The sequence below is a fragment of the Nonomuraea antri genome, assembly GCF_013283785.1.
Taxonomy (GTDB): Bacteria; Actinomycetota; Actinomycetes; order Streptosporangiales; family Streptosporangiaceae; genus Nonomuraea; species Nonomuraea antri.
In genome coordinates, this window is the sequence record NZ_JABCPZ010000198.1 from 1 (window position 1) to 21,315 (window position 21,315).

The following is a 21,315-nucleotide window of genomic DNA, read 5'->3' on the forward strand; positions in this document are numbered from 1 at the left end:
GGGGAGCACTCCGGCCAGGACGAGCGCGTCCCGCAGCACCCGGGGCGCGCCGATCCACGGGGACGGCTCGGCGGCGGCGTCGAACGGCCGCGCGAACGGGCACAGCCGGTGCAGCTCACCGGCCAGCGCCGCCGACGGCGTGGGCAGCGGCACGTCGAGCGACCGCCCGGCCGCCACCCACTGGTCGCGGTAGAACGGCACCCGCGCGAAGGCCAGCGCGGCCACCCGCCGATACGCCCGCTCCCACCGCCCGGCCGAGAACCCGGCGAGCGCCGCCGCCGAGAACTCAGCGCGCATCGACGTGAGCGTCGACGTGCCCGCCGGCATGCGCATCGGCCTGCCCGTCGACGTGAGCGTCGATGCGCCCTTCGGCATGCGCATCGACGTGCCCGTTGTCGTGCGCATCAACCTGCCCATCGGCCTGCGCGTCGCCGTGCGGGTCGACTCTGACGCGGATCAGCCGCTCGGCCTCAGCCAGCGCCCGCCCGACCTCCTCCGCCGACCCGCCCGTGGCCAGCACGTACCCCAGCTTGGCCCGGCACTCCGTGTACGGCGCCACCGGCTGCCCGGGCGCGGTCGTGACCAGCACGTCCGCCACGCCGGGCGAACCCAGCGCGGCCGGTACCCCGTCCAGTCCGGCCAGTGTGCCGGTCGCTGGCGAGCGCAGCATGCGCACGCCGACGTGCCGTGGCCCGCGTGGCGCGAGCGCGGGCCGTTCGCCGACGGCCAGCCGTACGGCCGCCGCCACCGTGTCCACGCCGTACATCAGGCCCAGCGCCTCGCCCATGCCGTTGCCGCCGATGCGCGTGCCCATCTCGACCAGCGTCACCGTGCCGCCGTCGACGAACAGGTCCAGGTTGACCGGCCCGTCGCGGTAGCCCACCTCGGCGCAGAGCAGTTCGAGCTGCCGGGTGACCTCCTTGGTCAGCTCCTCGGCGCGCGGGCCCATGTCGTGGCCGACCGCCACGACGTGCGGCGCGGTCACCACCCGGTCGCTCAGCCCGAGCAGCGCGACGGAGCCGTCCTGGACGAACGCCTCGCCGCACAGGTCCTGGCCGGTGAGCAGCTCCTCCACGATCACGGTCGCGGTCGGTGAGGCCGCGGCCGCCGATGCGACCGCCGGGGGCAGCTCGTCCGGCCCGGCGCAGACGGTGATGCCGCGCGAGCTGCCCGAGTCGACCGGCTTGACGATCACCGGGAACGTCAGCCGCCCGGCCGCGTCCAGCACCTCACCGGCCTCACCGGCCGCGCCCGCCTCGCCGCTGACGTGGGCGGGCCCGCCCAGGCCCAGGTTCTCGCAGACCTCGCGGAAGTACGCCTTGTCCGTCGACACGCGCAGCGCGCCGGAGCTGAGCCCGGACGGCAGCCCGAGCCGTCCGGCCAGCTCGACCAGCGACGGCAGGTTGATGTCGGTGCCCGGCGCGATCACCCCGGCCAGGTCGTCGCGGCCGCTCAGCGCCGCCGCGACCGCCGCCACGTCGCGCGTGCTGACGTGCAGGAACTCGTCCGCCTCCGGGACTGCGGGCGCGTCGGCCCGCAGGTCGACGCAGATCGTGCCCAGGCCGAGCCGCCGGGCGGCGCGGAACGTGCTGATCGTGCCGTCCGAGCCGCCCAGGACGACCAGACGTCTCACGCCGGTTCCGCCGCGGCGGCACCCTGAGCGGCGGGGACGTCCCAGTGCACGCCCCTGGTCTCGATGAACCAGTCGATGGTCTTGGCCATGCCCTCTTCGAGCGACACCAGCGACGCGGGGTCCATGCCCACCGACCGCAGCGTCTCGGTGTCGGCCGTCACCGCCGTGTCAGGCGTCTCGCCCGGCCGCATCGGCAGGTCGGCGATGGGCACCCGGGGGTAGCCGCGGGTCGCGCACAGCTCGATGACGAGCTCGGCGACCTCGCGGATGGTGGCCGAGGTGGCCGGGCCGACCTCGACGCAGTGGTCGAGCACGACGCCGCCGGCCGCCGTCTCCAGGGCCGAGACCAGCGCCTTGGCCACGTCGCCGACCCAGACCATGTCGGAGACCTGGGTGCCGCCGCCGTACAGCTCGACGGGCATGCCGGACAGCGCCCGGCACACCACGGCGGGGGTGATCTTCCTGACCTTGCCCGGCGCGAACGGCGGCGCGGCCTGCTGACGCGGCCCGTAGGCGTTGACCACGCGGACGTTGTTCACCCGGGTGCCGCGATGGGCGTTGAACATGCGCACGAAACGCTCGACCGCGGTCTTGGAGATGGAGTAGCTGTTGTCCATCCAGTGGTTGCCGACGCAGATGTAGACGCCGGGCAGGTCGTACTGGGCGACGGCCTCGAGGAAGTTGAGCCCGCCCATGAGGTTGGTCTCGGCGGCCGGACGCGGGTTGGTGATGGTCTCCTGCGTGCCGAGTACCGCCGCCAGGTGGATGATCGCGTCGCTGTGCGCGGCCAGTTCGGTCATGACGGTCGCGTCCCTGATGTCGCCGCGCATGACCTCCCAGGGGAGATCGGGCTCTGGACGGGTCCGGTGGTCGAGCACGAGTGGCGTGTGACCGCGTGTCGCGAGCTCTTCGCAAACGTAGCGGCCGATGAAGCCGTTTCCGCCGGTTATCCCAACTTTCATGCCATCCCCTTGGGGTGAGTAGGATGATCAGGACGCGTCCGTCAGTGGTGGTGAACGCGCGCCCCGGGAATCACGTAGACATGATCCACGTCTCTCCTGACGATGTGATCAGTCGTGTCCATCTTGTGATCATTTTCGCTTCCTGGGGACCACCGAGTGCAGCCTGAAGTGTTAGATCCCTGCAGTGATCCCGAGCCGGCCGGCTGGGAGGAGTTCCGCCTGGCCGAGGGACTGAGCGCGATCTGGGCTTACGACGTCATCGCCGCCTCGTCGCTGGGGTCGTGGGCGCGCCCGCTGCTGGCCGTCTTCCGCGACGGCGGCCGGGTGGTGGGCGTGGCCGGCGCGGTCTACGTCGGCCTGCGGTCGGCGCGCACGGCGCGTCCCGCGCGCCCGCGCCGCGAGCCGATCGTGCTCGACGTCCGGCTGCCCGGTCACTCCAACGGGCCGACCTGGCACTTCAGCGACGAGGTGGCGCCGGAGACGCGGCGGCGGCTGATGCGCGAGTTCGAGCGAGCCGCCCGCCGCCAGCTCGGCTGGGGCCTGGCCGGGGTGCTCTACCGCATGGTGACCGAGCCCCGCCTGCCCGAGATCGCCCGGCGCGGCGCGATCAGCAGGGGCTCGCCGGGCACCGCGGTCATGCCGCTGCGGTGGGCGTCCGTGGACGGCTGGCTGGCCTCGCTCGGCAAGGGCCGCAGGACGTCGCTGCGCGGCCAGAGCAGGAAGATCGCCGCCGCCCCCGACCTGGAGGTGCGCGAGGGACGCGCCCGGCACGACCTCGACCCGGAGGAGCTGGCCGAGCTCAACCGCCGCCACGGCGAACGGCTGGCCGCCCGCCTCGATCCCCGCGCGCCGCTGCCCGCCGCCTACTTCGCCGCCCTGATCCGCCGCCAGGACGTCAGCGTCGTCTCCTACCACGAAGGCGCCAGACTGCTGGCCTTCGCCCTGGTGTACGAGCACCCGGACGCCCCCGCCTACGGCCCGTGGGCGGCGCTGCGCCCGGACGAGGGCGGGCGCAAGGACCTGTACTTCGACAGCTACGTCCGCGTCGTGCGCCGGGCCGTCGAGCACGGCGGCAAACGCCTGTTCGCCGGGCGGGGCCAGGCGGAGGTCAAGCGGACGCTGGGCTTCGAGCCCGTCCCGATGCACGTCGTCGCCGTGCCCAGGTGGTCGATGGGATGAGCCTCACGCTGCAGACCCTGGACCCGCGCCACGACCCCGAGCCCGGCGACTGGGAGGAGCTGCGCCTGGCCGCCGGCAGGCTGGTGACCTGGCGCTACGACCTGCTGCGCGCCTACGCCTGGGCCGCGCAGGCGCCCGTCCTGCTCACCGTCCTGCGCCGCGACGGCGTCGCGGTCGGCGCCGTCTCCGCCTCGCTGCGCGGCGTGCGCCCGCGCCGCGGCCGCTACGCCGGCTACCGCGACCGCGCGGGCCTGCTGGACGTGCACGCCCCGGCCAACCGTTCGCAGAAGGGCTGGTGGTTCACCGGCGGCGTGCGCGAGCCCGAGCGGCGCGACCTGCTGCGCGGCTACCTGCGCGGAGTACGCGCCGAGCTGGGCCGCGGCTGGACGTCGGCCGTGTGGCGCGAGGTGTCGCCCGGCGAGCCCGCGCTGCTGCCCGGCCGGGTCAAGCTGCGCCTGCCCACCGCGCCGCTGGCCAGGATCGCCACCCCGTGGCCCGACCTCGGCCCGTGGTACGCGCTGCTCGACCGGGCGCGCAGGGACTCGCTGCGGCGGCGCGCCAAGACGCTCGCCGCCGACCTGGACATCGCCACCGGGCCCGCCCGCGACCTGGTGACGGGCGCCGAGGTGGCCGCGCTGCGCGCCGAGAACGACCTCAAGCACCGCGGCAGGCTCTTCCCGCTCGCCCCGCTGCCGGTGCCCTACCTGGACGCGCTGGTCGGCGGCGACGAGGTGGTGGCGGTGGCCTACCGCGAACGCGGCGGGCGGCTGCTCGGCCTGTCCCTGGTGCTCGATCACCCGTCCTGGCCCGTCGCGCTGAGCTGGGGTTCGGTCCCGATCGAGGACGGGGGCCGCAAGCACCTGTACTTCGACGTGTACGTCCGCCTGATCGAGTGGGCGATCGGGGCCGGCCGGGCCGGGCTCGTCCTCGGCAAGGGGCAGGCGGAGATCAAGACCGGCCTGGGCGCCGAGCTGGTCCCCTCCGACGCCCTCGCCGTCCCGTTCTGAGCCCGTCCCGTTCTGAGCCCGTCCCTTTCTGAGCCCGTCCCTTTCTGAGCCCGTCCCCTTCCGAACCCCGTCACCGAATCGTCCCGGACCTCGAGGAGGTCGCCCGTGAGCTGCGTGCAGTGCGGCCACCCGCATCCCACGCTGATCAGAAGACCGCTGCGCCCGGCCCGCTACTCGTGCCGGTCCTGCGGCGCGCTCTACCGTCCCGGCCCCACGCCGGACGGCGACGAGCCCGCGGGGGCGGATCCGCTGTCGGCGTACCTGACCGAGCCCATGCTCCGCTGGGTACGCGCCCAGCCGGCCATCGGGCCGGACGCGCCCGACCGGGAGACGATCTCCCGCTGGTACAAGGAGTTCGACGCCTTCGTCGCCAAGGCCAAGTCGTCGGCCGCGGCCAGGGCCGCGTTCGAGCAGGTCGTCCGGCTCCCGCCGGAACGGCTGCCGGCCAAGCCGCCCGCGTTCGCCAAGGTGTGCGCGGTCCTGCACGCCACCTGCTACGACGCGGAGCTGGCCGCGGCCAGGCTGCCCGGCGCCGACCGCGCCTACGTCGCGGAACGGGTGGCGGGCGTGCGGCGCTGGCTGGCCGGGCCGGGGCGTGACACCACCTGGCCGGCCGCGCCCGCCGTGCCCGGGCCCGGCGCCGAGGCGGTGCGCGAGCTGCTGAGCCTGTGGCCGGACTTCCCGCCCGAGCGGGTCGCGACGCTGTTCGTGGCGCTGTTCGGGGTGGCGGACGGGCCGTCGCTGCCGGGCGTGCGCGAACGCTTCGGCGACGACGGCATCCGCGAGGCGCTGCTCGCCCACCTCGCCACCGGCGAACGCCCGCTCCGCCAGGCCGTCACCCGCGCCCTGGAGGAGACATGACCCCGGACACGACTCCCGACGCGGTACCCGAGGCGGCCCACGCGGCGACTCCCGACGCAGCCCCGGCGGCGGCCCCCGACGCGGCTTTCGCCGCGGCTCATCGGATCGGCCCGCGCCGCCTGCTCACCCTGCTCGGCGGCCGGGCCACCTTCCGGCTGCTGCTGTACGGCTCGGCCGCCGTCCTGGTCACCGCCTGGAGCGAGGCCGACTTCGACGCCTACGCCGCCGCCGTGGGCGCGGTCGGCTGGCTGAGCATGCTCGTGCAGTCCGGCCCGGAGAAGGCCGCGCTCACGCTCATCCCGCGCGCCCGCCGCACCCGCGAACAGCTCGCCGGGCTGCTGCGCGCGGTCGTGGCCTACCTGCCGCCCGCGGTCGGCGCGGTGGCGGTGACCGCGCTCGTCCTGGCCCCGGACGCGGCCGTCACCCTCTACCTGCTGGCCATCGCCTACTACGTCGCGCTCGGCTGCGGCATGCTGGGCGCGGCCGTGCACCGGGCCCTGGGCCGCTACAGCCGCGACACCCTGCACTTCACGCTGCTCGGGCTGGCCCTGATCGGCATGGCCGGGCTGGCCATGGCCGCCCACGTGCGCCCGGCCGGCTACCTGGCGGGCCTGCTCGCCGTGGTCGTCGTGCTGAACCTGGCCCTGCTTCGCGGCCTGCCCGCCGGCGCCGGGCGGGGCTCGCACGGCGGGTCGCTGCGCCGGATCCTGGCCGGCACGGTCGTGCTCATGGGCGCGGCCGACGTGATGGCCAACGCGACCGTCGGCACCCTGTTCGCCGAGCTGTCGCTCACCTCGTACGCGGGCCAGAGCGGCGACCTGTACCTGATGATCCTCGGCTGGGGCTTCGCCGCGTCCGTGATCTACACCGTGCAGCGGATCTACCAGCCCAGGCTGGTGCTCAAGCTGGCCGCGGGCGACGCCGCGGCCCTGCGCGCGCTCGTGCGGCGGGTGGCCGGGCTGTCGGTGTGGGCGGGCGCGGGCTGGCTGGTGCTGGCCGGCGCGGCGCTGGCCGGGGGCGCGGCGGGCACCCGTTCCCTGGTCGTGCTGGGCGCGCTGCTGGCCTCGCTGCTGCCCGTCAACACGGTGGCCGGCTTCGGGATGTTCGTGCTGGAGAACACCGGCGAGCCCGGGCTGCGCACCAGCGCGCGGGCCGCCGTGCTGTCGTGGGCGGTGGTGTCGGCGCTGGGCGCGGCGCTGATCCCGCTGGCCGGCGCGGCCGGTGCGGTGTACGCGCTGGGCGCGCAGGGGCTGGTGCTCGGAGTGGTGCTGAGGAGGCGGGTGTGAAGACCGGGCTGAGCGTGCTGGTGCCCTGTTTCAACGAGGGCGCGCAGGTGGAGGTGGCCCACGCCGCGCTCGCCGACGCGCTCAAGGGCATCGACGAGCTGGAGATCCTGTTCGTCGACGACGGCAGCGGCGACGACTCGCTGGCCAGGATCCGCCGCCTGGCCGCCGTCGACGAGCGGGTGCGCTACCTGTCCTTCACCCGCAACTTCGGCATCGACGCGGTCATGGCGGCCGGCTTCCGCTACGCCGGGCAGCCGTGGGTGGTGCAGTGCGACGCGGACCTGCAGGTGCCGCCCGAGGAGATCTGGTCGCTGCTGGCCAAGGCGGGCGAGGGCTACGACGTGGTGTTCGGCGAGCGGCGCGGCCGGCGCGACCCGCTGGTGCGCCGGGCGGGTTCGGCGGGGCTGCACTGGGCGGCCAGGCGGGTGTTCGGCATCGACCTGCCCAGGGGCGCCTCCACGTTCCGTCTGGTGCGCACCGAGGTGGCGCGGACGATCACCGAGCTGCGGCTGCCGTGGTTCATCCCGGCGGTGCCGCTGGTCGGCGCGGCGTACGCGGTCACGCCCGTCTCGCACCGGCCGCGCACGGCCGGCCGGTCCAAGCTGCGCCTGGCCCGGCTGGCCGGGCACGCGTTCGAGCTGTTCTTCGGCTTCTCCACGCGGCCGCTCACGCTCGTGTACGCCATGGGCGCGCTCGGCGCGTTCGCGGCGGCCGTGCTCGCGGTGCTCGGCCTGCTCGGCGCGGCGCCCGTCTCCGTGGTCGCGGCGGCGCAACTGCTGCTCGCCGGGCTCACGCTGGCGGCGTCGGCGCTGGTCGGACGCTACCTGCACCGGCTGCTGAGCGGCGCGGGCCGGGCCCGGCGCTACTACGTCCGCGAGGCCAACGTGCCGCTGCGCCCCGAGGACACGCTCACCGGCGGCGCGCCGTCCCCGCCGCCACCAGGAGTTAACGACAGATGAACACACAGTGACGGCCCGGTTTCTGGCAGGCTTGGATGCCATGACCTTCGGGGTACGCGAGTTCGAACTGACCTTGATGCACCGCATGCGCGATCTCAACGCCGCCCGCGTGGAGGACGCGCTCGAGGACCTGGGCGCGACCAGGGCCGAACTGCGTGCCGCGCACGCCCACTGGACGAAACTGGCCCACTCCGCGCGGGCGCCGAAAGGGCTGGCCGCGCTGCGGATGGCGCTCGGCCCGCCCGCCCATCAGGGCGTCAAGCCGGTCGGCAGCCTGAACTGCCAGGTGGCGCGGTGGCGGTTGCCGTCCTGGCCGGAGCTGGAGTTCGAGGCGCTGACCGGACCGGAGGGCGAGCTGTGGAACCTGTGGTTCGTGCGCCCCGGCCGGCAGGCCGCGCTGACCCTGCCCGACCTGGTGCCGTGGCAGTGCGTGGTCGCCGACGTCGGCACCAGCTTCCCCGGCTCCGAGCACGGCGAGGGCCTGGCCCCGAACCACTGGGTGGTCGACTTCGCGCACGAGGGGGTGCGCTACCGGGCCAGGTTCGTCTACGGGCTGTTCCAGCGGCTCGACCGGGAGCCGTAGTGAGTTCAGTTTGTCAACCCACTACTCTGGTCGCATGAACAGGTTCGGTGAGATGCACTGCTCCATCGCCAGGGCCGTCGGCGTGCTGGCCGAGCCGTGGACACCGCTGATCCTGCGCGATCTGTTCCTCGGCGTGCGCAGGTTCGACGACCTCGCCGAGGACCTGGGCATCTCCAGGAACCTGCTGACCCGGCGGCTGGAGCATCTGGTCGCCTCCGGGGTGGTGGGGCGGCGGCCGTACCAGGAGCGGCCGGTCCGCCACGAGTACGTGCTCACCGAGTCGGGGCGCGAGGTCGTACCGGCGCTGATGATGCTGATGGCCTGGGGCGACCGGTGGTCCACGCCGCCCGGCGGCCCGCCCGCGCTGCTGGTGCACAGCTGCGGCGAGCGGTTCACGCCGGTGCCGACCTGCCCGCACTGCGGGGGCGAGGCGAACGCCGAGACGGTCACGGTCGTCGGCGGCCCCGGGGCGGCGCAGGGCCCGGGCACCATGGTCCTGGCCGCCCCCGGCCCGTCCGGGCAGGGCGGGGGCCGGGCTAGCGGCCCAGGCCCTGAGCGTGGATGATCTGGTCCTCCAGCCGCCAGGCGGCCGGCCGCGCCGACTCCTCGTGCCACGGGTAGCCGCGGGAGATCCACGACGTCCTGGCCCGCATCACGGCCTTGGGCGTGGCGTCCTGGTAGCCGAACTCGGTGCCGCAGCAGGCGCAGATCTCCCAGGTCGGGGTCTTCCCGTCCGCGCCCCAGGGCGGGCTCGCCTGCTCGAGCCCGCAGACGCGGCAGTGCAGGTTGCGCTCATCGGTCATGGAAACGGTCCGATCGAACGGGTGGGCTCCACACGGACGAAGGGGGTCAGATCCCGCTGGGGACCTCGTTGCCCGCGGCGCGGATGGCCCGGGGCAGGTTCGTCAGCGCCAGCAGCACGAAGCCGATGACGAAGAAGATGATCAGCGAGACGATGGCGATGCGGTAGCTGTTGGTCAGCGTCACGGCCAGCGTGATCGTCAGGTTGCCGATGAAGGCCGAGCCCTTGTCGCTGATCTGCAGCAGGCTGAAGTACTCCGCCTCCCGGCCCTTCGGGATCACCTGCGAGAACAGCGAGCGCGACAACGCCTGCGTGCCGCCCAGCACGATGGCGATGGCCAGCGCCATGAGGTAGAACTGCACGGCCGCGCCCTCCTGCACGAACAGTGCCACGATCACGATCGCCGTCCACACCACGAGGCTGGCCAGCACGGTCCGCTTGGTGCCGAAACTGCGCGCCAGCCGGCCCAGCAGCAGCGCGCCGAAGAACGCCACGAACTGCACCATCAGGATCGCCACGATCGTCACGCTGGTGTCGAGCTTCAGCGCCTGCGCGGCGAACGGCGCGCTGTGCCCGATGACGGTCTGGATGCCGTCGTTGTAGACCAGGTACGCCACCAGCAGCAGCAACGTCAGCGGGTAGCGGCGCAGCTCGGCCAGGGTGCGGCCGAGCTGGCGGAAGCTGCCGGTCATCGAGCCGAGCGCGGTGGTCTCGTGCGCGGGCACCGGCCGGTTGCGCAGCCGCAGCAGCGGCACGATCGTGAAGATCGCCCACCACAGCCCGGCCGAGATCAGGCTGATGCGTACCGAGGTGCCGGTGTCCAGGCCCAGCGCCTCGTGGTTGAGGTAGAGCGCCAGGTTCAGCGCCAGCAGCAGGCCGCCGCCCAGGTAGCCGATGGCCCAGCCGCGCGAGGAGACCGCGTCGCGCTCCTCGGCGGTGGCGATCTGCGGCAGGAACGAGTCGTAGACCACCACCGAGCAGCCGTAGGCCAGGTTGGCCAGCACGAACAGCACCAGGCCCAGCAGGTAGCGCTGGCCGTCGAGGAAGTACAGGCCGAGCGTGGCCAGCGCGCCGACGTAGGCGAACGCGCCCAGCAGTTCGCGCTTGCGCCCGGTGTGGTCGGCCAGCGCGCCCGCGATCGGCAGGAACACGATCTGCAGGAGCACCGCGACCGTGGTGGCCAGGCCCCAGATGGCGGCTGGGCGGATGTCCAGGCCCAGCACGTCCACGAACCCGAGCTGCGGGGTGATCAGCGAGTCGAAGTCGCGGGCGCAGTCGGCGGCCGGCATCGTCGGGAAGTCCTTGGCGCAGGCCGCGCTGGTCGCCACCGAGATCAGGTACGGGCCGAGGAAGACCGTGATGACGGTGGTGTAGAAGGCGGAGTTGGCCCAGTCGTAGAGGTACCAGCCGCGCTGCTCGCGCCGGCGGGCTGGGGGAGAGTCGTCGCGGGCCGCGGGGGGTGCGGGTACGGGCATCGTGATCTCAGTCGCTCCTATGCAGGACTCCGCCGCCGCCCGGCCGCTGCCTGGGGTCCGCGGCGTTCTGGCAGCGCCGCGCGGGCCGGTGACGTCGTCGGTCGTGATTGACGAAGCTCCCATTCTCCCGAAACGGTCGCCGGGCGGGAGAAAGGGAATCGGTCCATAACCCAAAGGGTCGTGGAACTATCCAAACCGTACAGGGCAACGGCGCGCCCTGTCCGCAATCGGGTGTTCTCGCCCGGCGGCGGCCGGTGGGTCAGGCCGCCAGCCCGTGCGGGTGCCACAGGCCGCGGCCGTCCAGCACGTCGCGCAGCCCGGTCACGTTGTCGGTCATGATGCCGTCGACGCCCAGGTCGAGCAGGCGTTCCATGCGGACGGTGTCGTTGATCGTCCACACGTGCACCTGCATGCCGATGGCGTGCGCGGTGCGTACCAGGGCGCGGGTGGTGACGCGCAGGCCGCGGAAGCCCACCGGCACCTGCGCGCACGGGATGCCCGCGCGCGACAGGCGGGCCAGCAGGCGGCCGTAGCCGGAGGTGGTGGCGGCGGCGCGCAGCGCGGCCACCCCGCGCGGGCCGAGCGCCGAGCAGACGTCCCTGCCCAGCGCCGCCTTGGCCAGCACGAGCCGCTCGTCGGAGAACGAGGTCAGGCAGATGCGGTCGTAGGCGTCGGTCCGCCTGATCGCCTCGGCCAGCGGCCCGATGGCGGCCGCCTCCTTGACGTCGATGTTGAACCGGGCCTGCGGCCAGGTGCCGAGCAGGTCCTCCAGCAGCGGGATCTCGTGCCTGCCGCCGATGCGGGCCCGCCTGACCGCGCTGTAGGGCAGCTCGGAGATGCGGCCGCGCTGGTCGGTGACCCGGTCGAGGGTGTGGTCGTGGAAGGCGAGCAGCACGCCGTCGGCGGTGGCGTGCGCGTCGGTCTCCAGGTAGACGTAGCCCAGCCGCACGGCGCGTTCGAAGGCCGCGAAGGTGTTCTCCGCGCCTTCAGCCGCGCCGCCGCGGTGGGCGAAGGCCAGCGGGCCCGGATGATCGAGAAACGCGTATCGACGGCTGAGCACGTTCCGAAGTATGCCTTCTGTCAGAGACCGGTGTGGTTACGAATCGGGGAGTTCCTGCCATTCCTGGCGGCGGGCCTCGGCCAGCGCGATGGCCGCGGCCACCGACACGTTGAACGAGCCCACCCGCCCGACCTGCGGGATGTAGCAGACGCCGTCGACGGCGTCGAGCAGCGCGGGCGAGCAGCCGTGGTCTTCGCTGCCGACCACCAGGCACACGTCGCGGCCCAGGTCGGCGCGGTGCAGCGGCACGGCCTCCGCGGTCAGCTCGATCGCCAGCACCGCGTAGCCGTCGTCCTTGGCGGCCTTGACCGCCTCGGTGGCCGGCACCGCCTCGTGCCAGGTGACCAGCCGCTCGGTGCCGAGCGCGGTCTTGCCCGCCTTGGGGTTGGTGGGCGGGGTGGCGTTGCCGGCCAGCCAGATCTGGTCGACGCCGAACGCGGCCGCGCTGCGGAAGATCGAGCCGATGTTGAACGGGCCGGTGACCGACTCGACGATCAGCGAGAGCCGGTTGGCGGTGTTCCTGCGCCAGGTGCGGTTGAGCCGTTTGACGTCGGTGGGGCGCAGTTGCCTTCTCATCGGGTCACCTTCAGTACGCGGTAGGCGGCCCTGGAGGCCTCACGGGAGGCCTGCCAGCCCTGCTCGCCGAGCCAGCGCTGCAGGGAGTCGGAGCCGAGGTGTTTCTGGACGACCAGGTAGGCCACGCCGTCGGGGGTGAGGCGTGACAGCCACCTGGTGAGCATGTCGTGCAAGGCCTGCTTGCCGATGCGGATCGCAGGGTTGGACCAGATCGCGCGGAACCTCACGTCGTCCGGCACTTCGTCGACATGAGCCGATCTTACTTTGTAAAGGCGGGCGGCCTCGGCGTTGCGCGCCGTGAGCTCCAGGCTGCGCCTGTTCACGTCGACGGCCCACACCGTCGCCTCGGGCGCCCGTTTCGCCATGGTCAGTGCGATCGGCCCGTAGCCGCAGCCCAGGTCGAGCAGGTCGCCGCCCTGCGGCGGCGGCGGGACGGTCTCCAGCAGGATCCTGGTGCCGACGTCGACCCGCTCGGGGGAGAACACGCCGCTGTCGGTCTCCAGCCGCAGGTGCAGGTCGGGCAGCACCAGGTCGACGGAGCCCGGTCTGCTCGCCGTCGAGGGCTGCTCGGAGAAATAGTGGGCCACGTGGGAAAACGTTACGGGATCCGGGAACCGTACAGGACCGCGGCACCGGCCACCAGCAGCCCGGCGACGATCGCGGCCACGATGAACCACTGCGTGATCTCCTGGTTGACCAGCTTGAACCCGAGCGAGGTGCCGATCTGCTCGTAGACCTCGCGCAGCTCGCTGCCCGACTCGGCGGCGTAGGCGCGGCCGCTGGTGCCGTCCGAGAGCGATTGCAGGGTCTGCTTGTTGACCGGGACGTTCACCGGGCGGCCGTCGATGTTGACGGTGCCCTCCTGGGTGCCGTAGGCGATGGTCGAGACCGGCACGCGGGCCTGCTGGGCGGCCTCGATGGCCTCGTTGACCGAGCGTCCCGAGGTGTTGTCGCCGTCGGACAGCAGCACGATCGCGGACGGCGGCGGGTCGGTTGCGGCCTGTTGGTCGAAGGAGCGCACCGCGTCGAGCGAGTTGAAGACCGCCTCGCCGATGGCGGTGCCCGGGCGGGTGGTCAGGTTGCCGATGGCGGTGACGACGGCCTGGTGGTCGGTGGTGGGGGAGACGACCACGTTGGCCGAGCGGGCGAACGACACCACGCCCACGTTGAAGCGGTCGGGCAGTTCCCTGGCGAACGCCTGGGCGGCGGCCTTGGCGGCGCTGATGCGGTTGGGCTGGACGTCGTCGGCGTCCATGGACAGCGACACGTCCAGGGCGATCATGATGGTGGCCCGGTCGCGCGGCACCCGGACCTGGTCGGCGGGTTTGGCCGCGCCGATGACCAGCAGCGACATCATGACCAGGAACAGCGCGGGGGCGACGTGGCGGCGCCAGCCGGGCCCGGCCGGGGCGACCAGGTCGAGCAGGGCCAGGTTGGTGAAGCGGACGGTGTAGCGGCGCCGGGCGAACTGCGCCGCCACGTACCCGGCCACGACCAGCGCGACCAGCGCGAACAGCCAGAGCCAGCCGGGTGCCAGGAACGTCACGCGGCCTCCTCGCCCGGTTCGCCCGTCATGCGTGTCTCCGGTGCGCCAGGTGGCTCATGCGGCGCTGGCGCAGCACGAACTGGGCGACGTCGAAGACCCAGTCGCGGTCGGTGCGCAGCACCAGGTGGGCGATCCCGGCGCGGCGCAGCGCCAGTCGGGTGCATTCGCGCTGCAGCTCGGCGGCTTCTGCGTACGCTTGCCGGACTTTGGAGGAAAGGTGCACTTCGCGTACGTTCCCGGTCTCGGGGTCGGTGAACGCGACGCGGCCGACGTCCGGCAGTTCCAGCTCGCGCGGGTCGATCACCTCGACGGCGAGCACCTGGTGGCGGGCGGCCAGGCGGCGGATCGGGCGTTCCCAGGGCCGCTCCACGTCCGGGTCGAGCTCCGGGCGGGCGTCCAGGAAGTCCGACACGACCACCCGCATGCCGCGGCGGCGGCGCGAGGCGGACAGCACCTCGATGCCCTCGGCCAGATCCGGCGCGTCGGGGACGATCCGGCCGCGCGGGGCGTCCATGAGCGAGTTGAGCAGCCCGTACAGCGCCGGGCGTCCGGTGCGGGCGGGCATGCGGTGCACGTACTCGTCGTGCAGCACCAGCGCGCCGAACCTGTCGCCCAGCCGGCTCGACAGGAACCCGATCGCGCCGACCGCGGCCACCACCAGGTCGCGCTTGTCGGTCTCGGCGGTGCCGAAGTCCATGCTCGGCGACAGGTCGGCCAGCGCCCAGGTCTCCAGCTCGCGGTCCGCGATCAGGTCGCGCACGTGCGGGATCGTGGTGCGCGCGGTGACCGCCCAGTCCATGCGGCGCACGTCGTCCTCGCCCGGCACGTAGACGCGGCTGTCGCCGGCCTCGCTGCCGGTGCCGGGCAGCAGGCCCTGGTGCGCGCCGTGCAGCAGGCCGTCCAGCCGCCGGGTGACGGTCAGCTCCAGCCGCCGCAGCGCCTGCTCGGCGGTGCTCGTCATCGGTTCTGGTTCCAGACCACCAGCGGCGGCGGTACGGCGTGCAGGATCTGCTTGACGACCTGCTCGGGGTCGACGTTGTCGGCCAGGGCGTCGAAGGTGAGCATCAGCCGGTGCGCCATCACGTCCACCGCGACGTCGCGCACGTCGTCGGGCAGCAGGTAGTCGCGGCCGCGCAGCAGCGCCAGCGCCCGCCCGGCGGAGACCAGGCCGAGCGTGGCGCGCGGGCTCACCCCGATCTCGATCGTGTCGGCCAGATCGGGCAGGCCGTACTCGGCGGGCGAGCGGGTGGACATGACCAGCCGCACCACGTAGTCGGCGACGAGCTGGTGCACCGAGACCTGCTCGGCGGCCTGCTGCAGCGACAGCAGCTTGGCCGGGTCGAGCATCCGGTCGGGCACCGGCGGGGTGACGCTCATGCGGTGCAGGATCTCCAGCTCCTCGTGCGCGGTCGGGTGCGGCACCCGCACCCGGAACAGGAACCGGTCGCGCTGCACCTCGGGCAGCGGGTAGACGCCCTCGGACTCGATGGGGTTCTGGGTGGCCAGCACGATGAACGGCTTGGGCAGCGGATGGGTGACCCCGGCCAGCGTCACCTGCCGCTCGGCCATGACCTCCAGCAGCGCCGACTGCACCTTGGCCGGCGCGCGGTTGATCTCGTCGGCGAGCAGGAAGTTGACGAACACCGGGCCGAGCTCGACGTCGAACTTCTCGTTGGACGGGTGGAAGACGCGGGTGCCCACGATGTCGGACGGCACCAGGTCGGGGGTGAACTGGATCCGGGCGAACGTGCCGCCCACGACGGTGGCCAGGGTGGCCGCGGCGAGGGTCTTGGCGACGCCTGGAACCCCTTCGAGCAGGCAGTGACCTCGGGCCAGCAAGGCCACGATCAGCCGCTCGACCATGTGGTCCTGCCCGACGATGACACGCCGGACCTCGTCGAGACTCTGACGCAGCAGTGCCGCGTCGTTTCCGCCAGGCAACTCTTCGGCGACGCTCATGACGCCATTCCACCAAACGTGCCGCAAACGTGCACGACGCCACGTCTGTGCTTACATGGCAAATGTGGCAAGTCCGCTGCAGTACGGTGACCCGCCCCGGTTGGGGCCGTTCGTGGTGCAGGCCCGGCTGCACTCGGCGCCCGCCGGGTTCGTGTACCTGGGCCAGGCGCCTGACGGGCGTGCGGTGTCGCTGGCCGTCCTGACGCGGGGCGCGGCGCTGGACGCGGCGGCCCGCGAACGGTTCGTGCGGGCGATCAGGGAGGCCGGCGGGGAGCGGACCGGGGTGCGCGGCTGGCTGGGCCGCGCCGCGGCCAGGACCAGGACCTCGGCCGCCGCTGGGGCCTCGGGGTCCGCCGGGTCGTCGGTGATCGACGGCATGCCCGAGGTGCTGGCCGCGGACACCGGGCCGGCGCCGTGGGTGGCGGTGCCGTACGTGCCCGGGCGTCCTGGGGCCGAGCGGTTCCTGGAGCCGGTGATGGTGGGCGGGACCCTGATCGGGCAGGCGCACGGGCCGGACTTCGTGCCGTACTGGCTGACCGACCGGGCGCCCGCGCTGCCCGGGCCTGCCGGGCGGAGGCGGCCGCTGACCGAGACGCGCAGGCGGGTGCTGGCCGCCGCGACGGCGCTGGCGCTGCTGTTGCTGCTGGTGACGGTGATCCTGCTGTTGCTGCTGGTGAACCGGCAGGATTCGGAGCCGCTGCCCAGGCAGTTGCCGCCGACCGTGTTCGTGCCCACGCCGCCGCCGACCCCGCAGACGCCGGAGCCGCGCCCTTCGGAGTCGGACACGCCGTCGCCGAGCAGGAGCGGGCCTGGCACGCCCGGCCAGTCACCGGGGGACGAGTCGGGCGAGGGCTCGCCGCTGTAGCCGTTGGTCGGGAAGGGGCTCCCGGCGGTCACCGGTTTTGGTGAGACGCGGGCCGTCGGCGGAAACCGACTTGAGCCTGACGCGACGTGAGGCTTTAGCGTCGGCGACATGGAGTTCAACGTTCACGACACACTCACCGCCATGGCGCACCTGCTGGAGCAGCCCCTGGAGCGACGCCCCGACCTGGCGCGCGAGATGCTGACCCCGATGCGCGCGGCCATCCCGATGCCGGGCGACATCGTCGACATCCACCACCAGGCCGGCGGTTTCCGCGTCGACGCCGAGGACCCGCGTTACCTGCCCGCCGTGCGGCGGATGATCGAGGCCGACGTGCTCGGCCAGATCGAGCGCGAGCTGCGCCGCGCCTCCGACCACCTCGAGGACGCCAAGCAGCCCGACCTGCTGCGCGTCATGTTCGTGCTCGGCAACCCCGAGGACGAGGCGCTGATGGTCCGGGCCGGCGGCTACTACGGCATGGGCGGCGCCGGCGACTGGCTGTACGTGGTGGCCTGGCCGACGGAGGAGGTGATCGGCAGGATCGCGCACTGCGCGGTGCACGAGTTCCACCACAACGCGCGGTACCGGAACGTGGAGTGGAACCCGGTCACCGTGACCGTGGGCGAGCACGTGATCTCCGAGGGGCTGGCCGAGGCGTTCGTCCGCGAGCTGTCGGGCCCGCAGGCGATGGGCCCGTGGTCGGCGATGGTCACCGGCGACGCCTTCGACCTGGCCCACGAGCGGATCATGGCCGACTTCGACCTGGCCGGGATACAGCACACGTCGGCGTACGTGCTGGGCGACGGCGCGATGAAGGCGTTCGGCCAGGAGCCGCGCGGCATTCCCGACATGGCCGGGTACGCGGTGGGGCTGCACCTGGTGGACGAGTTTCTGGCGGCGACCGGGATGAGCGTCGCCGAGGCCACGCTGCTGCCGGTCGCGGACATCGTCCGCCGCTGACCCGGCTCTCGGCGGGCCCGTCGTCAGCGGGGGGAGACGAAGCCCGATTCGTAGGCGGCGATCACGGCCTGGGTGCGGTCGCGCGCGCCCAGCTTGGCCAGCACGTTGCCGACGTGCGTCTTGACGGTCTCGTGGCTGACGACCAGCTCGGCCGCGATCTCCCCGTTGGACAGGCCGCGCGTCATCAGCCGCAGCACGTCGCCCTCGCGCCCGGTCAGCCGCTCGATGCCGGGCACCTGCGCCGTCGGCCGGCGTCCCGCCAGCGTGCGGATCGCCGCCGGGAACAGCAGCGACTCCCCGGCGGCCACCAGCCTGATCGCCTGCACCAGGTCGTCCGGCCTGGTCCGCTTGAGCAGGAACCCGGCGGCCCCGGCCCGCAGCGCGTCGTAGACGTAGTCGTCGTTCTCGAACGTGGTCACCACCAGCACCTTGGGCGGGTCGTCCAGGGTCATGAGCCGGGTGGTGGCCTGGATGCCGTCGACGTCGGGCATGCGGACGTCCATCAGCACCACGTCGGGCCGCTCGCGGCGCACCACGGGCAGCACCGCCGCGCCGTCGGCGGCCTCGCCGACCACGCTCAGCCCCGGCTCGGAGTCGATGATGATGCGCAGGCCGGCGCGGATGAGGTCCTCGTCGTCGGCGATCACGACCTTGAGCGTCATGGGGTAGACCGTAGCGGCAGGCGCACGCTCACCCGCCAGCCGCCCTCCGCCGGCCCGGCCTCCAGCTCGCCCCTGAGCAGGCGGACGCGTTCGCGCATGCCGGTCACGCCCCTGCCGCCGCCCGGCGCGGCGGTGCGGCCGGTCCCGTTCGTGATCTCCAGCCTGAGGTCCCGGCCATGGACGGCGGCCTCCAGCAGCACCGGGCCGTGGCCGTGTTTGATGGCGTTGGTCAGCGCCTCCTGGACGATCCGGTAGGCCTCCCTCGACACCACGGCGGGCACACCGGTCAGATCGCCTACCTCCTGGAGTACCCGGGCGCCCGAGGCGGCCACCAGGGCGTCGAGATCGGCCAGCGTCGCCTGCGGCGCCCGTTTCCTACCCGCCCCGTCGCCGGGACCGCCGGCCCGCCCGGGGCCCTCGGCCCGCCAGGTGTCATGCCCGGACCCGTGGTCGCGCCGGGGGTCGCGTTCGGGGTCGCGTTCAGGGGCGTTTTGGGCGTCGCGTCGGGAGTCGCGCTTGGGGTCGCGTTGACAGTCGCGCTCGGAGTCGCCTTCGCGCAGGACCCCGAGGACGTGGTCGAGGTCCTCCAGCGCGGCCCTGGCGGACTGCTCGATCGCGGCCAGCGCCGTCCTGGCCGTGACGGGGTCGCGGTCGAGCACCCGTCCGGCGCGGCCGCCTGCAGGGTGACGACGCTGAGCGCGTGGCCGACCGAGTCGTGCAGCTCGCGGGCCAGGCGGTTGCGTTCGGCCAGCGTACGGGCGTGTTCCTCGGCGGCGGCCAGCCGCTCGGCCGGGGTCGGGCCGAGCAGCGCCGGCGCGAGCCTGGCCAGCAGCGCGCCCGCGCCGGCCACCGACGCGATCAGGAGCCCCAGCACCGCCACGCCGGACGCCGCCCACGCCAGCCCCTCCCAGCCGGGCGACACCTCGTACCGGAAGACCTGACGCGGTGCGGAGCCGAACGGCAGCACCAGCGTGAACACCGAGTACGGCACCACCGCCAGCGTGAACCCGCTGGTCAGGCCGCCGATCCCGAGGTGCAGCGTGAACCAGGCGGACGTGCGGCGGCGTTCCTGCCAGGAACGGCGCGCGTGCCTGGGCGGGGTGTCGACGTTCACGCCGAGCAGCCCCTGGGCCGCGTTGACCTCCAGCCCGCGCACCGGCAGGAACAGCCCGGTCAACGCCACCACCGGCAGCACCGCCGCGAACACCCCGGCCTGCGCGGGCAGGAACAGGTCGGTGGTGGCCTGCTCGCGGGCCAGGCCCAGGGTCAGCACCCCCGCCATCATGTACGGCATCAGCAGCGCCCCGCCGAGGATCAGGCAGGCCCAGCGCCGTGGCAGGGATCGGTTCCATCTCACATCGGCGATTCTATGTCGATGGTAATTCGCTCTCGGTGGAATGCGCCTTTGGAGAAATGCGCCGCCAGCGAAAAGATTCCATTGTTCGGCGCGGCCGGGTCTAGCGTCTCCGGCAGGGGAAATGGTTTCGACGGAAAGGCGACCGCCATGACGGAGACGGCGCACGCGCAGTGGCCAGACCAGCTCAGCCGGCGCCTGCTGAAGGAACGCATCCTCGTGCTCGGCCAGGAGGTCGACGACGACATTTGCAACCGGCTGTGCGGCGAACTGCTTTTACTGGCGGCCGAAGACCCCGAGCGCGACATAACGCTTTACGTCAATTCTCCGGGCGGCTCGGTGTCGGCAGGGCTGGCGCTGTACGACATGATGCAGTTCGTCCCGTGCGACGTGGCGACGGTCGCCATGGGCGTCGCCGCCTCCATGGGCCAGGTGCTGCTGTCGGCCGGCGCGCGGGGCAAGCGCTACGCCCTGCCCAACGCCCGCGTCGTCATGCACCAGCCGCTGGGCGGCATCGGCGGCTCGGCCAGCGACATCCAGATCCAGGCCGACAACCTGATGTACACCAAGCGGCGGATGGCCGAGATCACCGCCCACCACACCGGCCAGCCGCTCGAGCGCATCCAGGCCGACTCCGACCGCGACCGCTGGTTCACCGCCCAGGAGGCGCTGGAGTACGGATTCGTCGACCACATCGCAGAAGGGATGAACTGACCATGAGCGGTCGTTACGTGCTGCCGTCCTTCACCGAGCGCACCTCGTACGGCATCAAGGAGATGAACCCGTACAACAAGCTGTTCGAAGACCGGGTCATCTTCCTTGGCACCCCGATCGACGACACCACCGCCAACGACGTGATGGCGCAGTTGCTCACGCTGGAGTCGCTCGACCCCGACCAGGACATCAGCCTCTACATCAACTCGCCGGGCGGCTCCTTCACCGCGATGACCGCCATCTACGACACGATGCAGTTCGTCCGCCCGGACATCCACACGGTCTGCATCGGCGAGGCGTCGTCGGCCGCCGCCGTCCTGCTGGCCGCGGGCACCGCCGGCAAGCGCGCCGCACTGCCCCACTCGCGCGTCCTGCTCCACCAGCCGGCCACCGAGGGCGGCCGCGGTCAGTCGAGCGACCTGCAGATCCACGCCAGGGAGATCCTGCGCATGCGCGACCAGCAGGAGGCCATCCTGACCCGGCACACCGGCCGCACCCAGCTCGACATCAGGAAGGACATCGAGCGCGACCGCATCTTCACGGCGGAACAGGCTCGTGCATACGGGCTCATCGACGACATCTACGCCACCAGAAAACGCACCCTCACCCCAGCCCACTGACGGGCCACTAATCCGGTGGCCGCCGGCCGGTGGGCGTCGGTCGGTGGGCGCCGGCCGGTCCACTGATGCGTCGGCGCCGGATTCGACCCCCTGAGCCACGTCCCCCTGAGCCCAGCCTTTGACGGGGCTCGCCACCGGGGTCCCTAACGCGGCCCGACGGGGCCTCGGCCCAAGAACCCTCGGCCCGAACCTCGGCTTTGGGGGACTCGGCACCCGGACCCCGGACCACCTGCCCCGGCTTGTGGACCCCGGACC

General features: G+C 73.0%; 25 protein-coding genes. 11 read left to right on the top strand and 14 right to left on the bottom strand.

Features of this window, described 5'->3' with window-relative positions; translation table 11 throughout:
* The 3 genes from HII36_RS41805 to HII36_RS41815 all read right to left on the bottom strand — a co-directional run.
* A partial coding sequence (locus HII36_RS41805) for a hypothetical protein (protein ID WP_217370626.1) occupies positions 1-297 on the bottom strand: 297 nt, incomplete at its 3' end.
* Complete coding sequence (locus HII36_RS41810) at positions 287-1,633, bottom strand: ATP-grasp domain-containing protein (RefSeq protein ID WP_173528889.1); 1,347 nt, start codon at positions 1,631-1,633, stop codon at positions 287-289. The genes HII36_RS41810 and HII36_RS41805, both read right to left, overlap by 11 nt.
* Positions 1,630-2,595 (bottom strand): NAD-dependent epimerase/dehydratase family protein, encoded by a 966-nt coding sequence (locus HII36_RS41815; protein ID WP_173528890.1) that lies wholly within the window; start codon positions 2,593-2,595, stop codon positions 1,630-1,632. Before HII36_RS41815 ends, HII36_RS41810 begins: the two co-directional genes overlap by 4 nt.
* 168 nt (positions 2,596-2,763) lie before the next feature.
* On the opposite strand from HII36_RS41815, the gene HII36_RS58935 reads away from it, so the two are divergent.
* From HII36_RS58935 to HII36_RS41850, 7 genes are all read left to right on the top strand, one after another.
* Positions 2,764-3,774 (top strand): GNAT family N-acetyltransferase, encoded by a 1,011-nt coding sequence (locus HII36_RS58935; protein ID WP_173528891.1) that lies wholly within the window; start codon positions 2,764-2,766, stop codon positions 3,772-3,774.
* The gene (locus HII36_RS41825) at positions 3,771-4,781 is read left to right on the top strand and encodes a GNAT family N-acetyltransferase (RefSeq protein ID WP_173528892.1); all 1,011 of its coding nucleotides are present in this window, start codon (positions 3,771-3,773) and stop codon (positions 4,779-4,781) included. Before HII36_RS58935 ends, HII36_RS41825 begins: the two co-directional genes overlap by 4 nt.
* A gap of 105 nt (positions 4,782-4,886) precedes the next feature.
* Positions 4,887-5,642 carry a hypothetical protein gene (locus HII36_RS41830; RefSeq protein WP_173528893.1) on the top strand — a complete coding sequence of 252 codons (756 nt, stop codon included), beginning with the start codon at positions 4,887-4,889 and terminating at the stop codon, positions 5,640-5,642.
* The gene (locus HII36_RS41835) at positions 5,639-6,928 is read left to right on the top strand and encodes a hypothetical protein (protein ID WP_173528894.1); all 1,290 of its coding nucleotides are present in this window, start codon (positions 5,639-5,641) and stop codon (positions 6,926-6,928) included. The genes HII36_RS41830 and HII36_RS41835 overlap by 4 nt, the downstream gene beginning before the upstream one ends.
* A complete protein-coding gene (locus HII36_RS41840) occupies positions 6,925-7,887 on the top strand; it encodes a glycosyltransferase family 2 protein (RefSeq protein WP_328808134.1) in 963 nt (320 codons plus the stop codon). Before HII36_RS41835 ends, HII36_RS41840 begins: the two co-directional genes overlap by 4 nt.
* A 40-nt stretch (positions 7,888-7,927) precedes the next feature.
* Entirely contained in the window at positions 7,928-8,470 is a 543-nt protein-coding gene (locus tag HII36_RS41845) for a hypothetical protein (RefSeq protein WP_173528895.1), read from the top strand.
* 34 nt (positions 8,471-8,504) lie between these two features.
* Positions 8,505-9,035 carry a winged helix-turn-helix transcriptional regulator gene (locus tag HII36_RS41850; protein WP_217370627.1) on the top strand — a complete coding sequence of 177 codons (531 nt, stop codon included), beginning with the start codon at positions 8,505-8,507 and terminating at the stop codon, positions 9,033-9,035.
* Here HII36_RS41850 and HII36_RS41855 read toward each other — a convergent pair.
* From HII36_RS41855 to HII36_RS41890, 8 genes are all read right to left on the bottom strand, one after another.
* Complete coding sequence (locus HII36_RS41855; RefSeq protein ID WP_173528896.1) at positions 9,007-9,273, bottom strand: hypothetical protein; 267 nt, start codon at positions 9,271-9,273, stop codon at positions 9,007-9,009. The two genes, HII36_RS41850 and HII36_RS41855, sit on opposite strands and share 29 nt — an antisense overlap.
* A 46-nt stretch (positions 9,274-9,319) precedes the next feature.
* Positions 9,320-10,747 (bottom strand): MFS transporter, encoded by a 1,428-nt coding sequence (locus HII36_RS41860; RefSeq protein WP_173528897.1) that lies wholly within the window; start codon positions 10,745-10,747, stop codon positions 9,320-9,322.
* A 259-nt stretch (positions 10,748-11,006) separates the two neighbouring features.
* Entirely contained in the window at positions 11,007-11,807 is an 801-nt protein-coding gene (locus HII36_RS41865; protein ID WP_173528898.1) for a glycerophosphodiester phosphodiesterase, read from the bottom strand.
* Positions 11,808-11,843: 36 nt separating this feature from the next.
* Positions 11,844-12,383, bottom strand: a complete 540-nt coding sequence (locus HII36_RS41870) for a TrmH family RNA methyltransferase (protein WP_173528899.1) — start codon at positions 12,381-12,383, stop codon at positions 11,844-11,846.
* Positions 12,380-12,970 carry a class I SAM-dependent methyltransferase gene (locus tag HII36_RS41875; RefSeq protein ID WP_173528900.1) on the bottom strand — a complete coding sequence of 197 codons (591 nt, stop codon included), beginning with the start codon at positions 12,968-12,970 and terminating at the stop codon, positions 12,380-12,382. Before HII36_RS41875 ends, HII36_RS41870 begins: the two co-directional genes overlap by 4 nt.
* A gap of 11 nt (positions 12,971-12,981) precedes the next feature.
* Positions 12,982-13,929: a VWA domain-containing protein gene (locus HII36_RS41880; RefSeq protein WP_173528901.1), complete on the bottom strand. Its 948-nt coding sequence runs from the start codon at positions 13,927-13,929 to the stop codon at positions 12,982-12,984.
* A gap of 25 nt (positions 13,930-13,954) precedes the next feature.
* A complete protein-coding gene (locus HII36_RS41885; RefSeq protein ID WP_173528902.1) occupies positions 13,955-14,890 on the bottom strand; it encodes a DUF58 domain-containing protein in 936 nt (311 codons plus the stop codon).
* Positions 14,887-15,888 carry an AAA family ATPase gene (locus tag HII36_RS41890; RefSeq protein ID WP_173528903.1) on the bottom strand — a complete coding sequence of 334 codons (1,002 nt, stop codon included), beginning with the start codon at positions 15,886-15,888 and terminating at the stop codon, positions 14,887-14,889. Before HII36_RS41890 ends, HII36_RS41885 begins: the two co-directional genes overlap by 4 nt.
* 55 nt (positions 15,889-15,943) lie before the next feature.
* On the opposite strand from HII36_RS41890, the gene HII36_RS41895 reads away from it, so the two are divergent.
* Together HII36_RS41895 and HII36_RS41900 are read left to right on the top strand one after the other, a co-directional pair.
* Complete coding sequence (locus HII36_RS41895; protein WP_173528904.1) at positions 15,944-16,753, top strand: hypothetical protein; 810 nt, start codon at positions 15,944-15,946, stop codon at positions 16,751-16,753.
* 108 nt (positions 16,754-16,861) lie between these two features.
* A complete protein-coding gene (locus HII36_RS41900) occupies positions 16,862-17,710 on the top strand; it encodes a DUF2268 domain-containing protein (RefSeq protein ID WP_173528905.1) in 849 nt (282 codons plus the stop codon).
* 23 nt (positions 17,711-17,733) lie between these two features.
* Here HII36_RS41900 and HII36_RS41905 read toward each other — a convergent pair whose 3' ends face one another.
* Genes HII36_RS41905 through HII36_RS57290 form a run of 3 tightly spaced genes read right to left on the bottom strand, consistent with a single transcriptional unit; the run spans position 17,734 to position 19,729 of the window.
* Positions 17,734-18,372: a response regulator transcription factor gene (locus HII36_RS41905; RefSeq protein WP_173528906.1), complete on the bottom strand. Its 639-nt coding sequence runs from the start codon at positions 18,370-18,372 to the stop codon at positions 17,734-17,736.
* A complete protein-coding gene (locus tag HII36_RS41910; RefSeq protein WP_173528907.1) occupies positions 18,369-18,644 on the bottom strand; it encodes a sensor histidine kinase in 276 nt (91 codons plus the stop codon). The genes HII36_RS41905 and HII36_RS41910 overlap by 4 nt, the downstream gene beginning before the upstream one ends.
* Before the next feature lie 23 nt (positions 18,645-18,667).
* Positions 18,668-19,729 (bottom strand): histidine kinase dimerization/phosphoacceptor domain-containing protein, encoded by a 1,062-nt coding sequence (locus HII36_RS57290; RefSeq protein ID WP_173528908.1) that lies wholly within the window; start codon positions 19,727-19,729, stop codon positions 18,668-18,670.
* Positions 19,730-19,876: 147 nt separating this feature from the next.
* Between HII36_RS57290 and HII36_RS41920 the strand changes: the two genes are divergently transcribed.
* Positions 19,877-20,440, top strand: a complete 564-nt coding sequence (locus tag HII36_RS41920; protein WP_173528909.1) for a ClpP family protease — start codon at positions 19,877-19,879, stop codon at positions 20,438-20,440.
* Positions 20,441-20,442: 2 nt separating this feature from the next.
* The gene (locus tag HII36_RS41925; RefSeq protein ID WP_173528910.1) at positions 20,443-21,060 is read left to right on the top strand and encodes an ATP-dependent Clp protease proteolytic subunit; all 618 of its coding nucleotides are present in this window, start codon (positions 20,443-20,445) and stop codon (positions 21,058-21,060) included.
* Positions 21,061-21,315: the final 255 nt, after the last annotated feature.